We start from the raw sequence: 16,751 nt of genomic DNA, 5'->3' as shown, positions 1-16,751 counted from the left end.
AAATGTTTAAAAATGAAAACAGAAAATAACGTGTGTGAAATTTTCTTATACCTTGAATTATAATACTTTATAATTTGAAATTTCACATATAGTTCACATGGATATGTTAAATTAAAAATAAGTTTTAAGTTAATATAAAGTATGGTATGCTTGCAAAGTAATATTTTTATTTAATATATTGTAAAAGAAAAATTATCAGTAATGAATTGTAAATTTATAGAAATTTGTAATAGTTAAGTGATAATTTTTTATTTATATGAAAAATTTTATTCTGGAGGGTGAATTAATGAGAGAGAAAAAAGTATTAGATTTGAACATAGGAACTGATATTGAGAAAAAAGAAATAGCTCAGGGAGAAGAGAGTGGAAATTCACTGGAAGGGAGAATTTCTGGTAAAGGAAACACTGAAATTGAAAGTAATGAGACAGGTAGTGTCTTGGAAACGTCTCTTGGAGAAAGTGGGAAAACAGGTGTTGGAGAAGTGCTTCTTGGCGGCTTAGCTGGAACTACAATGACAGAGGCTTTCAGGAATATGATGAAGTCACCTGTAGGCACAGTTGGTAGTAATACTATGAATGGAAGTGGTATTGTTGAGAGTACGGAACAGATAAAAGCGCCGGTTCTTTACAGGGGGAAAAACATAAGGCTGTGGATAAATGAGGAACTCATGGATATCAAAGATGTAGAAATGAATATAACAAAAGAAGTTGGTAAGCATGATGATTTATTTATGAAATTTACAATAAAAACAGAAGAAGTAAGTAAATATTATTCATATGTATTCTCTTTTGATAATCTTCTTGAGGTAGATCTGGCTGAAAGTGAAATGAAGTTTAAGAGAGTATTTCACGGGCTTAATATTGAAAAGATAGAAATAGAGGAAAGTACAGGGGAGAGGTCTGTGGTGATAATAAAATCGCTCTCATGTACTTATGAGATGGACAAAATAAAGAAATTTAAGTCATTTCAGAGTATGGGAATAACTTATAAAGATATAGTTACTGCAATAATGGAGAACTATCCGGAAATAGAATTGTTTGCTGGTAGTGAATTAAGCGGGAGATTAAAGAAGCCGTATATTCAATATAATGAGACAGACTGGGAGTTTTTGAACAGGATAACAGGAGATTTGAATATACCATTATTTTCACATTTGAATTCTATAATAATGGGAAATAAAATAAATCTTATGGAAGAAGAGGCTGAATTAAGAAATAGTATATATGGAAAGTCCCGTGATGGTGTAAATATAATGTTTAATGTAAAGAAATCAACACAGCCGTTGAATGCGGGACAGAGAATGATTATATCCGTTCCCAATCAGGGATATAACGGGGAAGAGGGCAAAGATATCCGAATAGTGTCGAAAGCATATATAAGAATGGATGGAGATCAGGTAATTACAGATTATGAATTGATACAGGAAAGTCATGAATTTTATCCTGTTTCACATAGTACACTGGAAGGAAAGTCTATTGAGGCAACGGTGATGGAAGTGGTATCGGAAGGTGGTATAGCAAAGATGAAGGTAGATTTAAGTGTAGGCTTAATGAAGGCAGCTGATAGTGATAAAAGTGAGGGTTATGAAGATGAATATAAGGGTGGATTCAATTTTCCGTATATGACAGCTTTTAGTCAGGGGAATTCAGGATTCTTTTGTACTCCGGATGCTGGGGATCGTGTAATGCTTACATTTAATTCGAGAAATGAAAGTCATGCGTATGTACTTCAAGGAGCAGTGAACAGCTCAGGAAATGACAGATTTAATAACAGGGATAACAGAACCTTTAGCAGTAGTCCAAGCGGGAGTGGACAGCCGATGTTTAATTTCACATTATCAAGTGAGGTTTTTTCGGTTGATGTAACAGATCATATAGGGCTCACAGCGGCTAATAGTGTGAACGCGACAGCTACAGGTGGGCATGTAGAGGTAGCAGGAGGGAGTTCTGTAAATTTATCAAGTAAGTCAAGCAGAGTAAATATAGATAATTCGGATATACAATTGAATTCTTCTGGGAACTTAAATGCTACATCATCAAATGTCACAATAACAGGAGTGTCAAAAGCAGAAGTAGTCGGCGGGGATGTAGACGTAAATTAAGGAGGGATATATGGGATTAGAAGCAAATAAATTTATGGGAAAAAGTTATTATTTTAAAGACGGGGAAAAATACACGGGAAAGATAGAGATATTATCAGATAAAAATAAAGAAGTAAAAATCACAGGTTTTTTGGAAGACGGAGTTTGCAGCGGAGAATGGTATTATTTTGATGATAAGGGAAATACTGAGATGATAGAAACATATGAATATGGTGAATTGAATGGAATGTTTGTATTGTTTTATCCAAACGGGAATATAAAAGAAATCGGTATGATGAAACAGGATAAGAAGCACGGGATGTGGTATAACTACTATTTTAACGGAAATCTTAAATATGAAAATCATTATGTTTTTGATATACAGACAGACGGAGTATGGAAAGAGTATACAGAGGACGGTTATCTTTTGAAAAAGTGTCCTGTAATGCACGGAAAATTAAATGGGATATGTGTAGAATATGATAAATCCGGAACTGTAAGAAGAACATGTTTTATGAGGGATGGTTTGAAGAACGGGGATGAAATATCTTATGATTATAATAAAAGGGAAGTGGAGAAACTTAGATATGTAAATGGGGTGGAGGTAGAAAAGATATTATGAGCAGTACAAATGTAAGTGATAAAGATACAGGGGTTCGCAGAAATAATCAAAAAGTAATGAGATATAAAAATGCAGATGGAAGTGTAAAAGACTTCAGTTACAGCGGAAATAGAAGTTCTTATGAAGCAATGGAATTTGAAAACGGGAAAAAGGGTTTGGACAGTATAAAGCTTACAGAGTCAGAAGCAAAGGCATTAAGTCTGGGGATGGTTTCATCGTTTGAATATGTAGTAAATGGAGCAAAGTTGACTTGTACAGGTTGTCCGGGGCAAAAAGTAGAGTTAACAGTGATGAGTCAGTTTAATGTAAGGATAACAGGGCAGCTGGCAGCAACAGTAATGGATAAGCTGCCGTTAATAAATATTCCAATGTTTGAATCATGTAAGTTTGCAAGTTCAGGACTATGTATGCCGCGTGTAGCAAAATGGGTAGAGTATCATCCTGAAAAGCATATACATTCTCATAATGCTTTGATAAAAAAATCAAAAGGTCTTTGTGAAGAAAAAGGGATAATAGAAGTATTTGATACAGGGCAGACTGTTCAAGCGGAAAGAAACGGTAAATTAAAACAGGAGTTGGAAGATATAATAAACAGTAATATGACAGAAGCTGAAAAACTGGCAAAAGCGAGTGAAGTATTGTCAAAATATAATGGTAAAGAGGTAGCTGTAGAAAAACTGGAATTAAAATCATTGCCGGATAATCCTGACATGAAGTATATTGATTTAGAACTAAAGGCACCGCCAAGTGTATCAGGTTCTCATTCTATGGAGCAGATTTATCCGGGAATTAATGGTAATATAAATGGCTTGAATGAAAGCGGAGTATTTGTGAAGGTTTCTCAGGATCAGTATATAGAAGATTATTACAGTACAGCAGGGGCGACAACAACGAAAATAAAAGGAACACCTTCATATATGGGAAATAACCCTGACACTTATTATATATCAAAGGAAAACTCTGATAGGATAGTTTCCGGTTATAATCAATTTGAAGGGGAAGCAGACAGGAAACGTGAGGAGTGGGGCGGAAAAATCAATGATTTTAGTAAAAATATAGATCTTTCGAATGGGCATGTAAAAATTCCCGGAATAGAGGGGAATGTTTACATAGAAAAAGTAAGCGGTACAAGTGGAAATATGAACTGGCGTGTTTATGATCCTTATGGAGAACTTAACAGGCGTGAAAATGCAATATTTATGAAAGCGCTAGCTGATAAGGGAATAACTGCTAAACCGTCTCATATAAATACGGCAGTTCAAAAAGAGCAGATGATATTTTTATATGAAAGAATGGGGCCGGAAGCTTATAATCAGAAGTATACCAATATAAAAGATGTGGAGCAGTGGAGTAAGGAAAAGATGGCTTTTGATGCTTTGACTAATATAGCTGAGGGAGCTTATATGGGACGGGCTATGAAAATACCTGCACCGGATTCTGTGGTGAAAATGAGGAACAGTGCCTTTGGAAATGAGCCTGTGGAAGTGAAAAAAGGGAAGGTGAAGACAGGAGCAGGGGTAAACAGTAAAGCTGTAGGTGACGGGAATGTAAATCAAAAGGCAACAGCATGTTTTATAGCTGGAACGTTGATATGGGGGAAAGTGGTAAAAGCAATTGAAGAGATACGGGCTGGGGATTATGTTTATTCTTATAATGAGGGAATAGGGCAGAGTGAAGAAAGAAAAGTATTACAGACGTTTATTCATGATGTTGATGAGGTTTTGGATATTTATTTGGGAAACGATACTGTTATAACAACAACAGAGGAACATCCTTTTTATGTGAATGGGAAATATATTAATGCTGGGGAACTAAAAGAAGGTATGTTGTTAATGACAAATAGTTGTGATAAAATAAGTATAGTTAAAATAGTGGTAAAAAAATTGAAAGAAAAAATAAAGGTATATAATATTGAGGTTGATGGGAATCATAATTATTTTGTTGGGGATAGTTTTGTTTTGGTGCATAATAAAACTAAAAATTTTATTCCTTATACTGATGAAAAGAGGAAGCATATAATTCCGCCAGAGGATGGATACGAAGCATTTTTGGAAAGGGAGTATATTGATATAAGAAAAGTTGGGTTGGATGATGGAGAAATAGTAGCTAAAAATACAGGATTAAGTCAAAAGGAAGTTATAGATATGAAAAAACATTTATTTTTAGATACTCATAATCTATCACATAAAGGAGCGCCATATAAAGAATTATATTTTCAGGCAGATCCAGAAATTGCACACATTTGGAAAAAAGCTCAAATAATGGAATTAAATGATGTAGAAATGAATTGGTTTAGGCAGTTAGCAGATCATGAGTTGACAGAAAAATCGTATATGGATGCTGGATTACCACTAAGAGATATAAGTACTTATTCAATTGAAAAAAAGGAGTTTTTAGATGATCCTGTAAAAAATGCCCATAATAAAGCAAATTTAACTGCACCACAGCCCAAAACACTGGACTTAGAAGGTGTAGATTTATTTGATGATTGGAGTAAATATTTTGATAAAGATAAAAATAATTATTAATGAAAGGTGAGAAAAGATGTATATAGAAAAAGCAATGAAAAGAATAAATGACATTGATTGGAATAATTATGGTAAACTTGGAGATAGATTTGATGGAGATTTAGTGTATGAGTATTTAAGAAAATTGGCAAAGTTCTATAAAGAAAATCCGACAAAACCACTGGCACCATTTTATGTTGATGTAGTAAGATCACTAGGGTATGAATTTGATAGAGAATTGACTGATATAAGCTTATCCGAATTCTTTGAAGAAAGAATAGTAGAAAATTTATTAACGAGTCGTATGGCAGAATATACAATAAAAGGATATATAAAATTATCAAAATTTATAGATGAAAACTCAGATTATACAGAATATTTAGAAATTTATGATCCGTTGATTAGAGTATTGGAAAGAGGCGGAGAATTTCAATATAAAGAACGTGGAATAATTGTACAAAATTCTGGTTTTTTTCCTTTGAGTAATTGGTGTAATGATTTCAGAAATGCAAAACCAATAGATATAAGCAATATTTGAATTTTTAAAATATCAGATGGGATAATAAAATGAAAGCAATGAACAGAATAAATAATATTAATTGGAGTAATTTTGGTAAATTAGGTAACGTTGAGGATGGAAAGTTAATTTTTGAATATCTGAGAAGAACAGCAAAATTTTATAAAGAAAATTTTATTAAACCAGTTCCGCCCATATATCTTAATGTGGCTGATTTATTAGGTTATAATCAAAAAATAGAACTATCTGAGTTATGTTCAAAAGAAGCAGTGGAGGAATTAGAAAAAACTGTTATGATAAAAAATATAGTAATCTCATATTTAGAACTAGCAGAATTTGCAGATATAAATAATAAAGTTGTTAAATATCTAGAAATCTACGAACCACTCATCAGAATTTTAGAAAGAGGTGGATATTTTGCTTTTAAAGAAGGAGGGCTGTCAGTCTATAATGCTGGTTTTTTTCCTTTGAGTAATTGGTATGAAGAATTTTTAGATGTAGAGCCTATAGATATTGGAGGACTTTAAAAAAATTAAATTGTGGATAGTGAATTTGAAAATTTAGAGGTAGGATGATACGTATAGAAAAGTCATTAAATAGAATAAATAATATTAATTGGAATAATTTTGGGAAACTTGGCGATAGATCAGATAGTGATTTAGTATACGAATATCTAAGAAGAACTGCCAAGTTTTATGAGAAAAGTTTAATAAAACCTTATCCTCCATTTTATCTTGATGTTGTAAAGGTATTAGGATATAAATTTGGAGAAGAATTATTTGATATGAATTTATCAGAATTTCTAGAAGAAAAAACAATCAAGAATTTATCAGTAACCCTTATGATGTTGGAAATAGTAAAAGGATATTTGAAATTATCAAAATTTCTAGATGAAAATCCTTGTTATACAAGATATTTAGAAATATATGATCCATTAATCAGAATATTGGAAAGAGGTGGGAGATTTCAGTATAAAGATAGTGGAATAATGGTTCAAAATTCCGGACTTTTTCCATTGTATGGCTGGTATGAAAAATTCTTAGGAAAAGAGCCTATAGATATAAGTGATATCTGAATTTTTATAAATTGAAATAGAATGAGCTGATGGAATGTATATAGAGAAATCAAATTTTAGTTCATGGTAAAAATATTGAAAAATTATAAAAATTAAGTATAATGTTAGTTATAATTAATAGTATTTTAAAAATAGAACAAACAAAAGAAAAATAAAATAAATAAAGAGTCTATTTGAAAGAAAATAGGTAAGAGAGAGATGAAAAAAATTGTTGGGTAAAAAGTTAAATATTCAGAAAGAAACTGAGAAGTGATGGAAAAAATGGATTTTAATTTTATAAAGGAATTTTGGAATGATGAATTTTATAGATATTCTTCAGAGGAATTAGAAAAATATTCTTTGAACACTGAAACAAAAAGTTTTCTTTTAAAAGTTGGGCTTTTAAAATTTAATTATGGTTCGATGGAATTTATGGAAACCTTTGAAGTAAAAGACTATAATGACAAAAAGTTTATAAAGATTGGAAAGACTTATGCTGGTGACCTTTGTTTAAATGAAGTACAAAATCAAGTATTTTATTTTTTTCTTGGACAAGAAAATATTTTTGAAAATAGTTATTGTAATTCAACAATATTTGAATATTCTTTATTTGAAACAATTTCAGCAAAGATAGCTAATACATATGAAAAAGTTGAAGATGATCCATTAGAATCATATATGTGTGCGAGAGAGATTATAGAAGAATTTAAAAAAATAAATTCGGAGGCAATTTATCCTTATTCTTATTGGACTGACGCTATGTATCAGTATGCAATTGGCTATTTTTATGACAAACATGATAAATTTGAAGAAGTTGTAAGGACAGGAAAATATAAGAATTTTGAAGAAGCACATTTTGATGTTTTATTAAATGGATTTGAAATTTTAGAAAATAAAATTGGAAGATTTGAATAAATAGAATATTTTAAATTTAGTCAAATATTTCAGGGCATTATAGACGAAATGTCAATCAAGTATTTGAAATATCTAAGTTACTTAGAGAAAAAGGTGTACAAGATGCTAAATAGTGAATTTGAAAATTTAGAGATAAGATTGATGCGTATAGAAAAGTCATTAAATAGAATAAATAATATTAATTGGAATAATTATGGGAAACTTGGCGATAGATTTGATGGAGATTTAGTATATGAGTATTTAAGAAAATTGGCAAAGTTCTATAAAGAAAATCCGACAAAACCACTGGCACCATTTTATGTTGATGTGGTAAGATCACTAGGGTTTGAATTTGATAGAGAGTTGACTGATATAAGCTTATCTGAATTCTTTGAAGAAAAAATAGTAGAAAATTTATTAACAAGTCGTATGGCAGAATATACAATAAAAGGATATATAAAATTATCAAAATTTATAGATGAAAACCCAGGTTATACAGAATATTTAGAAATTTATGATCCGTTGATTAGAGTATTGGAAAGAGGTGGAGGATATCGATACAAAGATGGTGGAATAATGGTGCAGAATTATGGACTTTTTCCATTACATGGCTGGTATGAAAAATTTTTAGAAAAAGAACCAATAGACATAAGCAATATTTGAATTTTTATAAATTAAAATAAAATGAGTTGGTGAAATGTATTCAGAAAAATCGATAAATAGAATAGAAAATATAGATTGGGAATCTCTGGATTTCCAATCAAAAAATGGAGATTACAGATTTATAGATGAATATTTAAGAAGATTAGCCAATTTTATAAAAGAAAAAAAGATAGAAAATAAGAATGCAGTATGTTTTAATATAGCGAAAGAATTAGGTTATGATAAAGAAGTGGATTTATCAAAATATTTGAATGATACAATATTAGAAAAATTAGACAAAATATTATTGGTTAAATATATAATTACGTATTATGTACAATTATCTAAATTAGCGGATAAAAATAGTGAGGTAACTCAATATTTAAATATATATGAACCATTAATAAGACTTCTTGAAAAAGGAACAGTATTTTTATATAAAGAGAGAGGAATAATGATTCCAAATGTTTCACTACATCCTTTAGGTGGATGGTATGAACGTTATTTATATGTTGAACCAATAGATATAGATAAACTATAGGAAATTTACATTCTTGTTGTTATTATAAAATTGGAAGCCTATACTTTTTATATACATGAAGAGTAAGGAAGGGGAAAAATGAATTTTAAAAATGCAATAAATAGAATAAATAATGTTAATTGGAATAATTTTATGAAATTAGGAACTAAAGAAGATAATTTATTAGTATATGAATATTTAAGAAGGTTAGCTGAATTTTATGATGAGAAAGGAATTACTCCATTTGGATCACTTTATTTTAATGCAGTAAATCCTGGTAAAGAGTGTGAAATAGATCTAAAGTTAATATTAGAAATGGAAGTTGTTGAAAATTTAAAATATTCACACATGATGAGAAATATGATTTCATGCTATCTAGAATTAGCAAAGTATTCAGATGAAAAGCCTGAATATTCAAAATATTTAGAAATTTATGATCCTCTAATAAGAATATTGGAAAGAGGAGGAGATATATTGTATAGAGATGGAGGATTGATGGTTCGAAATGGGAGTATATTTTCTTTAAGTGGTTGGTATGAATTTTTTAAAAATGCAGAACCAAAAGATATTGGTGTAATGATTTTGGAATGTAAAACCAATAAATATAAGTAATATCTAGAGATTAATATATAGTTTTTTTAATAATTATGAAATACAAGAGGGATGGCATGAAAATGTCATCTTTTTAAGTTACCATAGTTAACAATAGAAAATTAGATATTTAACTGATAAATTGAAAGAAAATCATAAATATCACATAATAACCCAAAGCCTGATAGAAGTCAAAAAAATTGAAATAATGAAAAAATTATGATAGGATTCTATTAAGAAAATAATCACAAGCTAAAGAGGTTAGAAAATGAAAACAAACAACGAAATCTCTAAAATTATACAAGAGAATTTTATATCAAAAATCTCATATTTTTCAAAATACAACAATAAAATAAAAATAACTGAAAATGAAGAATTTATCAGAGTGGATTCTATGCTGCCTTCTGATACCTTTAATATATGTGTGATAAAAAACGGCAAGTCTTCAAAAAAAGAAAACATTCTGAAAGAGAACGCAGATTATTTTAATAAAAAATCATATCCCGCAGCAGTCTGGATATGGGACGATAATTCTGCTTCAGAAGAAAATATGGCAGAAAATGGTTTCGGACTTTCAGAAAAAGAAACCGGCATGTATATAAACACTGAAAAAATTCCGGAAAAATATCAGGAACTTGAACATTTCATAATAAAAAAAGTCACATCAGACAGAGAAATGGAAGATTTTTCAGAAGTGATAAGTTCAATATTCGGTGCCACAGAGGAAGCGCATTATGTAAATGAACAATACGATGTGTTGAAAAAAGCAAAAATATACAGTGGTTCTGAAATGATTTTCTATGTAGGTTACTATAATAAAGAACCTGTTTCCTGCGGAACTGTATACAAAACAGCCGAAAGTACAGGAATTTACGATGTCGCCGTAAAAGAAAGCTATAGAAAAAAAGGATTAGGCTCTGCCATGTTTGCTTATTTAATGACAGAAGCAAAGAAAAACGGAACAGAATACTGTATTCTACAAGCTTCTTCCGACGGAGCGGGAATCTACAGGAAAATGGGTTTTGATGAGGTTTGTAATATAGATATTTACGAAAACAGGGATTTTTTATAAAGTTGTAAAAGAGAAACTAAGGAGAAAAAATGCATTATGTATATATAGTAAAATGTTCTGATAAAACTTACTATACAGGGTATACAAACGATCTGGAAAAACGCCTTTTTGCACATAATGCGGGAAAAGGTGCCAAATACACCAGAAACAGAATTCCTGTGGAAATAGTATATTTTGAAGAATATGAAGATAAATCTGAAGCTATGAAAAGAGAGTACGCAATAAAGCGGCTTACAAGAGTTCAGAAAGAAAAGCTGATAAAATCTAAAAAGGCATTTTCAGGAGAATAAAAAGCTGTTATCAGGTAAAGTTTTACTGACTGTACAGATAAAATAACATGCGGTTTTTAAATTGAAAAAATAGAGTATTTATGATACAATTTATCTAATAAGTAGATATACAAATTAAAGGAGAGAGATGATAGTATTAGGTGTCGATCCCGGAACAGCAATAGTAGGCTACTCGGTAATCGAATATGAAAAAAGTAAATACAGGGTACTGGATTACGGCTGTATTTATACAGATAAAGATGAGGATATGCCTGTAAGACTGGAAAAAATATATGACGGGCTGGACGGGCTTGTAAAAATCTGGAAACCTCAGGATATGGCCGTGGAAGAACTCTACTTTTTCAAAAACCAGAAAACGGTAATAAAAGTAGGGCAGGCAAGAGGAGTAATTACTCTTTGCGGTCAGAAGAACAGTCTTGATTTGTATAGTTATACACCTTTGCAGGTGAAAATGGGAATAGCAGGCTATGGAAGAGCTGACAAAAAACAGATACAGGAGATGGTAAAGGTAATTCTCGGTCTTGATGAAATACCAAAACCTGACGATGCTGCTGATGCTTTGGCTATCGCCATTACTCATATAAACTCCAAAGCTGGTTTCGGAAGTTTTTCCAGAGGAGATAATTTATCAAAAAAACTTGGGAAACTTGATGGTAACAAAATAAGCGTTTCTGAATATAAAAAACTAATGGGGCTGAAAAAATGAACATAGTATTATTAAATCCGGAAATCCCTTATAATACGGGGAATATTGCACGGACATGTGTATTGACCGGAACCGGGCTGCATTTAATAAAGCCGCTTGGTTTTTCACTTGACGAAAAGCAAATAAGACGGGCGGGACTGGACTACTGGAAAGATGTAAAGCTTACTGTCTGGGATAGTCTCACTGAATTAATGGAAAGCAACAAAAATGCGAAATTTTATTTTGCCACGACAAAAACCAGACAGAGATATACGGATCCTGTTTACGGAGAAGACGACTACATAGTGTTTGGTCCGGAATCAAGAGGTGTACCTGAGGAAATTCTTCTGGAAAATAAAGAGAACTGCATTACGATACCAATGCTGCCAAAAGGAAGGTCACTGAATCTGTCTAACTCAGCAGCAGTCATATTGTATGAAGCACTCAGGCAGAATGAATTTAGAATGAGGGATATATGATGCGAAAATTTATTTTTTTTCTTTTATTCATTGCGGTACTAACAGGTGGTGTGTACTATTTGATGGATACGCTTTTTCCTATAAAATATGAGGAATATGTGAAAGAAGCCAGTGAAAAGTATGGCATAGACGAAGCACTGATTTATGCAATTATAAAGACAGAAAGCAGCTTTAACAGCAGTGCAATGTCACATAAAGATGCTCAGGGACTTATGCAGCTGCTTCCTTCTACAGCAGAATGGATAGCCAAAAGAGAAAAGGTAAAGGATTATGATCTTCATAACCCAAGAGACAATATAATGCTGGGAACAGCATATTTCAGCTATTTACTGCAAAAAACAGACGGAAATGTAGAAAAAGCATGGATAGCTTACAATGCCGGAATTGGAAGGCTCAAAGATGAAAAGTGGAGGCAGATAGAGGAAACTACTAAATATGTACAGAAGCTGAATTTTGTATATCCGATATATAAGTTCAGACTGAAGTACAAAATATAAAAGAGGTGTTGTAAAAAATGGAAACATGGAAAGACGAAGTATTAGAACAGAGTTTTGTTAATATAGATTTGATAGAAAAACTCATATCAAATGAAAATATGCCAAGCGATGAAGAGTTTAACAAGGTAATGGAAAAAGCCGGATTAGGAAAAGATACACTTACACTGGAAGAGGTGGCAGTACTTCTGAATTCTTCACAAAAAGAAAGAGTGGAGAGAATTTTTGAAACAGCAAAAGAGATAAAAGAAAGAGTATACGGACACAGGGTAGTATTATTTGCTCCGCTGTATCTTGGGAATAAATGTATGAATCTTTGTACATATTGTGGTTTTAAAGCAACTAATACCGAGATAGACAGACTTACTCTTGATTTGGATCAGATTGATGCAGAAGTAAATACACTGATAGGACAGGGGCATAAGAGACTTATACTTGTTTACGGTACCCATCCTGATTATACAGCGGAATATATAGCAAAAACAGTGAAAAAAACTTATACTGTAAAAGGTGAAAACGGCGAAATAAGAAGAGTTAATATAAATGCAGCACCTATGTCTGTGGAAGACTTCAAAAAAATAGGAGATTCAGGAATAGGAACATATCAGATATTTCAGGAAACTTACCATGAACCTACATATAACCGTGTTCACCCAAAAGGGGAAAAAGCCAATTTCAAATGGAGACTTTTCGGTCTGGACAGGGCAATGGAAGCAGGGATTGATGATGTGGGAATCGGAGCTCTTTTCGGACTTTATAACTGGAAGTTTGAAGTTTTGGGATTAATGAGCCATGTACGTCATCTTGAAGAGAGATACGGTGTGGGGCCTCATACCATTTCATTTCCAAGACTTACAGAGGCAACAGGAATAGTAAGACATGAGGACTACAGAGTAAAAGACGATGAATTAAAAAGAATAATAGCAATTTTGAGACTGGCAGTACCATATACAGGATTGATTCTCACTGCAAGGGAAAGTGCGAAAATGAGAAGAGAGTGTATGGATCTCGGAGTCTCACAGATAGATGCGGGAACACAGATAGAACTTCAGGGATATACAAAAAAGGAGAAAGAACAGGATCTCGCAAGGGAGCAGTTTACTATAGGAGACAGCAGATCACTTCTTGAAGTAATGCAGGATCTCATGGAAAACGGATTTGTACCGTCATTTTGTACGGCATGTTACAGACTTGGAAGAACTGGAGAACACTTTATGGAGTTTTCAAAACCGGGATTTATTCATAATTTCTGTTCACCAAATGCATACCTTACACTGGCGGAATATCTGGAAGATTATGCAGAAGAGGAAACAAGAGAAACTGGCTATAAGCTTATAAAAAAAGAAGTGGAAACAGCTCCGCTTGATGAGAGAGTAAAAAAAGACGTAATAGAGAAATTGGAAAAAATTAAAAACGGTGAAAGAGATTTATATTTTTAAAATAATTTAAAGAAACTGATACAATCAATGTCAGAATTTTTTCATCTGATCATGTATATAAGATTCGTGAGAGGCAACTGATACGGATATTAGCTGGTGAGAAAAGCAGATATTCTGGTGTGTCAGAAGTTTTTGAAACAGAGTATCAAAAGCAGCGAAAAGAGGAAACTATGAGAGATTATGGGAAGTATAAGCCGTTAATAGAAAAAATAATGAAAAATAATACAGGGAAAATTACTCTTGCAAAAAAGACCGTGCATAGGAATTCATATGTTTTCAGCGTTGGTGAAACACAATATCTTCAAAGCGGTATTATTTTTGAAAATGATGAAATTACTGTATTTGAAGAAGGAGTGTCTCTGGAGAACATAAAGCTTGTCAGGGAAGCTTTGGAAAACGATAAAATATTAGAGGAGAGATAGAATGAAGCAGTATTTGGATATGGTTAAGTATGTGTTGGATAACGGGGTAAAAAAAGAAAACAGAACCGGAGTAGATACTATTTCTAATTTTGCATATTTTTACAGAGTGGATTTAAGTGAAGGATATCCTTTGCTTACTACGAAAAAAATGTATTTTAATTCAATGCTGAAAGAACTTTTCTGGTATTTAAGCGGCGAAGAGCATATAAAGAATTTAAGAAAAGACACTAAGATATGGGATGCATGGGCAGATGAAGAAGGAAGGCTGGAAACAGCATACGGAAGATTCTGGAGAAGATATCCAGTGCCTGAAACACATCTTGACGGGGAAGTGTTCGCAGATGAAAATAGTAAATGGGTAACAAGAGAGTCGAACGGACAGCTTGTTTTTGATCAGATAGGTTATGTAATAGATACACTTAAAGAGATGAAAACAAATCCTAACCATAAAAACGGAAGAAGACTAATAGTACTGGCTTGGAATCCGGGAAATGCCGCGATAAGCAAGCTGCCTCCATGTCATTACACATTCGCGTTTAATGTGCTGGGGAATAAACTGAACTGTCATCTTACACAAAGAAGTGGGGATATAGCATTGGGAATACCTTTTAATCTTGCATGTTATTCTCTTCTTACAATGATGATAGCAAAAGAATGCGGATATGAACCGGGAGAATTCGCACATACTATTATTGATGCACATATATATGAAAATCATATAGAAGGACTTAGAGAACAGCTGAAAAGAGAGCCTATGAAACTTTCTAAAATAGAGATAGCAGATAAGCCGTTTAATGAACTTACATTTGATGACGTAAAACTGGTGGATTATGTGAGCCATCCGCTGATAAAATTTGAAGTAGCAGTATAAAATATAAAAGAGGTGAAATATGTTTAGCGCAATTGCAGCAGTAGGTAAGAATTATGAAATAGGAAAGAAAAATCAGTTGTTATGGCATATTTCGGAAGATTTGAAAAATTTTAAAAAAATAACAACAGGGAAAACTGTTATAATGGGAAGAAAAACCTTTGAAAGCATAGGAAAGCCTCTTCCAAACAGAAGAAATATAGTTTTATCAAGAACATTGGATAAAATAGAGGGTGCAGAGGTTTTTCATTCACTTGATGAGGTAATCAGCTTATTTGGGAAAAGCAGTGAAGAAGTATTTATAATTGGCGGAGCAGATATATATAATGAAATGTTCGACAGTTTTCAAAAGCTGTATGTTTCATTTATACAAAATGAAGACAGTGAGGCAGATGCATTTTTTCCAAAAATTAATTTTTCGGACTGGAAGATCATTGAGGAAAAGGATTATGAAACTTGGAATTTTAAAATATTAGAGAGAATATAATGATTTTATAAGACAGGAGGGAATCATATGCCTAAAGTAAAATTTGACAGGGAAGAAATAATAAATACCACCTTTGAATTATTAAAAAATGACGGAATTCGGGGAATAAGTGCAAGAAATATAGCCAAAAAAATGAAATCATCCACAGCACCTATTTATGCTCATTTTGAAAATATTTCAATTTTGAAGAAAGAAGTTATAAATATGGCAAAGGAAGTATTGGTCAATTATCTTGAAACAATGTACACCGAGAGGAAAATGCTTAATACTGCAATGGGCGTGGTAATATTCGCAAGAGAGCAGAAAGAGCTTTATAGATCAATATTTTTAATTGATGCGGATTTTAAGAGTATTTTTGAGAGAGCTGTTCTGAAAATACTTGAGACGAGTAAGGATGACGAGAGATTTGAGCATTTTGACAGGAATGAAACCATGAATATAATTTTAAAAATCTGGTACTATATTCACGGATATGCTACTTTGGTCTGTACTGAATTTATTAAAAATCCTTCTGATGAAGAGATTAAAAGTAAAATACTGGAAGTAGCGACAATATTTATTTCAGATGCTTTGGATAAGAAGCTGACAGCTATATATTAATGTTTTTAAATAACTATAAAAATAGAGGAGAGTTTATCTGCCTCTTTTTTTGTTGTTAATAAATTTTGTGTATTCACAGAAAAGGGGTAGTCTTATAATTTTATTAAGATTAAAAAAGATATTTACATATGGTTATCCGGTAAAATAAAATATTTGAGTATATTATCTTATTATATTTGTAATGCTTTGTAATTTAAAACTTCACATACAGTTCACATTAGTCTGTTAGAATAAAAAATAATTTTTAAGTTAATATAAAGTATGATATACTTGCAAAATAACATTTTATTTAATATAAGATCAAAGAAAAATTATCAGTAAAAGATTGTAAATTTATAGAAATTTGTAATAATGTATTTGTCAATTGAAAAGTGTACCACTCATCCGGTCGAAAAGTGTACCAGCTATTTTAAGAGCCTGTGATAAAAAGTCTGTAAATAAAAAAATCTTTTTATGATAAACTAAAAACAGGAGGACTTTATTATGAA

General features: G+C 31.9%; 20 protein-coding genes. All 20 read left to right on the top strand.

Annotation, left to right across the window (positions count from 1 at the left end; genetic code table 11):
• Window positions 1-286 precede the first annotated feature (286 nt).
• The 20 genes from NK213_RS14010 (at window position 287) to NK213_RS13915 (ending at window position 16,263) form a co-directional block, all read left to right on the top strand.
• Window positions 287-2,101, top strand: coding sequence for a phage late control D family protein (locus tag NK213_RS14010; RefSeq protein ID WP_253350213.1), 1,815 nt, complete (start codon window positions 287-289; stop codon window positions 2,099-2,101).
• A gap of 10 nt (window positions 2,102-2,111) precedes the next feature.
• Window positions 2,112-2,702 (top strand): toxin-antitoxin system YwqK family antitoxin, encoded by a 591-nt coding sequence (locus NK213_RS14005; RefSeq protein ID WP_253350211.1) that lies wholly within the window; start codon window positions 2,112-2,114, stop codon window positions 2,700-2,702.
• Window positions 2,699-5,230: a polymorphic toxin-type HINT domain-containing protein gene (locus NK213_RS14000; RefSeq protein WP_253350209.1), complete on the top strand. Its 2,532-nt coding sequence runs from the start codon at window positions 2,699-2,701 to the stop codon at window positions 5,228-5,230. The genes NK213_RS14005 and NK213_RS14000 overlap by 4 nt, the downstream gene beginning before the upstream one ends.
• A 16-nt stretch (window positions 5,231-5,246) precedes the next feature.
• Window positions 5,247-5,747: a hypothetical protein gene (locus NK213_RS13995; protein WP_253350202.1), complete on the top strand. Its 501-nt coding sequence runs from the start codon at window positions 5,247-5,249 to the stop codon at window positions 5,745-5,747.
• A gap of 29 nt (window positions 5,748-5,776) precedes the next feature.
• Window positions 5,777-6,253 carry a hypothetical protein gene (locus tag NK213_RS13990; RefSeq protein ID WP_253350200.1) on the top strand — a complete coding sequence of 159 codons (477 nt, stop codon included), beginning with the start codon at window positions 5,777-5,779 and terminating at the stop codon, window positions 6,251-6,253.
• A gap of 44 nt (window positions 6,254-6,297) precedes the next feature.
• Entirely contained in the window at window positions 6,298-6,801 is a 504-nt protein-coding gene (locus NK213_RS13985; RefSeq protein WP_253350198.1) for a hypothetical protein, read from the top strand.
• Between the two features lie 252 nt (window positions 6,802-7,053).
• Complete coding sequence (locus tag NK213_RS13980) at window positions 7,054-7,695, top strand: hypothetical protein (RefSeq protein WP_253350196.1); 642 nt, start codon at window positions 7,054-7,056, stop codon at window positions 7,693-7,695.
• A 102-nt stretch (window positions 7,696-7,797) separates the two neighbouring features.
• The gene (locus NK213_RS13975; protein WP_253350194.1) at window positions 7,798-8,337 is read left to right on the top strand and encodes a hypothetical protein; all 540 of its coding nucleotides are present in this window, start codon (window positions 7,798-7,800) and stop codon (window positions 8,335-8,337) included.
• Window positions 8,338-8,371: 34 nt separating this feature from the next.
• The gene (locus NK213_RS13970) at window positions 8,372-8,857 is read left to right on the top strand and encodes a hypothetical protein (RefSeq protein WP_253350192.1); all 486 of its coding nucleotides are present in this window, start codon (window positions 8,372-8,374) and stop codon (window positions 8,855-8,857) included.
• Window positions 8,858-8,935: 78 nt separating this feature from the next.
• Complete coding sequence (locus NK213_RS13965; RefSeq protein WP_253350190.1) at window positions 8,936-9,448, top strand: hypothetical protein; 513 nt, start codon at window positions 8,936-8,938, stop codon at window positions 9,446-9,448.
• Window positions 9,449-9,695: 247 nt separating this feature from the next.
• On the top strand, window positions 9,696-10,499 hold the full coding sequence (locus tag NK213_RS13960) for a GNAT family N-acetyltransferase (protein WP_253350188.1): 804 nt from the start codon (window positions 9,696-9,698) through the stop codon (window positions 10,497-10,499).
• 29 nt (window positions 10,500-10,528) lie between these two features.
• Window positions 10,529-10,789, top strand: coding sequence for a GIY-YIG nuclease family protein (locus NK213_RS13955; protein ID WP_253350186.1), 261 nt, complete (start codon window positions 10,529-10,531; stop codon window positions 10,787-10,789).
• 127 nt (window positions 10,790-10,916) lie between these two features.
• Entirely contained in the window at window positions 10,917-11,495 is a 579-nt protein-coding gene (gene ruvC / locus NK213_RS13950; RefSeq protein ID WP_253350185.1) for a crossover junction endodeoxyribonuclease RuvC, read from the top strand.
• Window positions 11,492-11,953, top strand: a complete 462-nt coding sequence (locus NK213_RS13945; RefSeq protein WP_253350183.1) for a tRNA (cytidine(34)-2'-O)-methyltransferase — start codon at window positions 11,492-11,494, stop codon at window positions 11,951-11,953. The genes ruvC and NK213_RS13945 overlap by 4 nt, the downstream gene beginning before the upstream one ends.
• 62 nt (window positions 11,954-12,015) lie before the next feature.
• Window positions 12,016-12,450 (top strand): lytic transglycosylase domain-containing protein, encoded by a 435-nt coding sequence (locus NK213_RS13940; RefSeq protein ID WP_253350181.1) that lies wholly within the window; start codon window positions 12,016-12,018, stop codon window positions 12,448-12,450.
• Between the two features lie 17 nt (window positions 12,451-12,467).
• Window positions 12,468-13,886, top strand: coding sequence for a [FeFe] hydrogenase H-cluster radical SAM maturase HydG (gene hydG, locus NK213_RS13935; protein WP_253350179.1), 1,419 nt, complete (start codon window positions 12,468-12,470; stop codon window positions 13,884-13,886).
• Window positions 13,887-14,005: 119 nt separating this feature from the next.
• Window positions 14,006-14,308: a hypothetical protein gene (locus NK213_RS13930; protein ID WP_253350177.1), complete on the top strand. Its 303-nt coding sequence runs from the start codon at window positions 14,006-14,008 to the stop codon at window positions 14,306-14,308.
• A gap of 1 nt (window position 14,309) precedes the next feature.
• Window positions 14,310-15,179: a thymidylate synthase gene (thyA, locus tag NK213_RS13925; protein ID WP_253350176.1), complete on the top strand. Its 870-nt coding sequence runs from the start codon at window positions 14,310-14,312 to the stop codon at window positions 15,177-15,179.
• 19 nt (window positions 15,180-15,198) lie between these two features.
• Window positions 15,199-15,663 carry a dihydrofolate reductase gene (locus tag NK213_RS13920; protein ID WP_253350174.1) on the top strand — a complete coding sequence of 155 codons (465 nt, stop codon included), beginning with the start codon at window positions 15,199-15,201 and terminating at the stop codon, window positions 15,661-15,663.
• Between the two features lie 27 nt (window positions 15,664-15,690).
• Complete coding sequence (locus NK213_RS13915; RefSeq protein ID WP_253350172.1) at window positions 15,691-16,263, top strand: TetR/AcrR family transcriptional regulator; 573 nt, start codon at window positions 15,691-15,693, stop codon at window positions 16,261-16,263.
• Window positions 16,264-16,751 lie beyond the last annotated feature (488 nt).

The sequence above is a fragment of the Sebaldella sp. S0638 genome (genome assembly GCF_024158605.1).
GTDB lineage: Bacteria > Fusobacteriota > Fusobacteriia > Fusobacteriales > Leptotrichiaceae > Sebaldella.
Note: the sequence above shows the minus strand (reverse complement) of the source record. Positions and strands in the feature narration are given on the sequence as shown.